This window comes from Mesorhizobium sp. M1A.T.Ca.IN.004.03.1.1, assembly GCF_003997555.1.
In the GTDB taxonomy this organism is placed as follows: Bacteria; Pseudomonadota; Alphaproteobacteria; order Rhizobiales; family Rhizobiaceae; genus Mesorhizobium.
Map to the genome: position 1 here is coordinate 1 of NZ_RZTV01000543.1, position 260 is coordinate 260.

General features: G+C 56.9%; 1 protein-coding gene. It reads right to left on the reverse strand.

The features are described from left to right. Positions 1–260, reverse strand: a 260-nt coding sequence (locus EOD29_RS32815) for a sugar transferase (protein WP_164763996.1), incomplete at both ends; no start/stop codon positions are given.

Genomic DNA, 260 nt, shown 5'->3' on the forward strand with positions numbered 1-260 from the left:
ACCACAAGGATCGATTGTCGATGTAGAACTCGTCGAGTTGCTGCTGCAGTTCGATATCCGCGTTGCTTCGTTCGGATATCTGCCAAAGCCCCGTCAGCCCCGGCGTTACCGAGCGCCGCTTGGCACGAAACTCGCTATCCATCGCCGAAAGGTGATATTCCGGGAAGGGACGCGGTCCCACGAAGGACATCTCTCCTGCAATGATGTTCACCAGCTGCGGGAGTTCGTCGAAACTCGATGAGCGAAGGACATGCCCGATC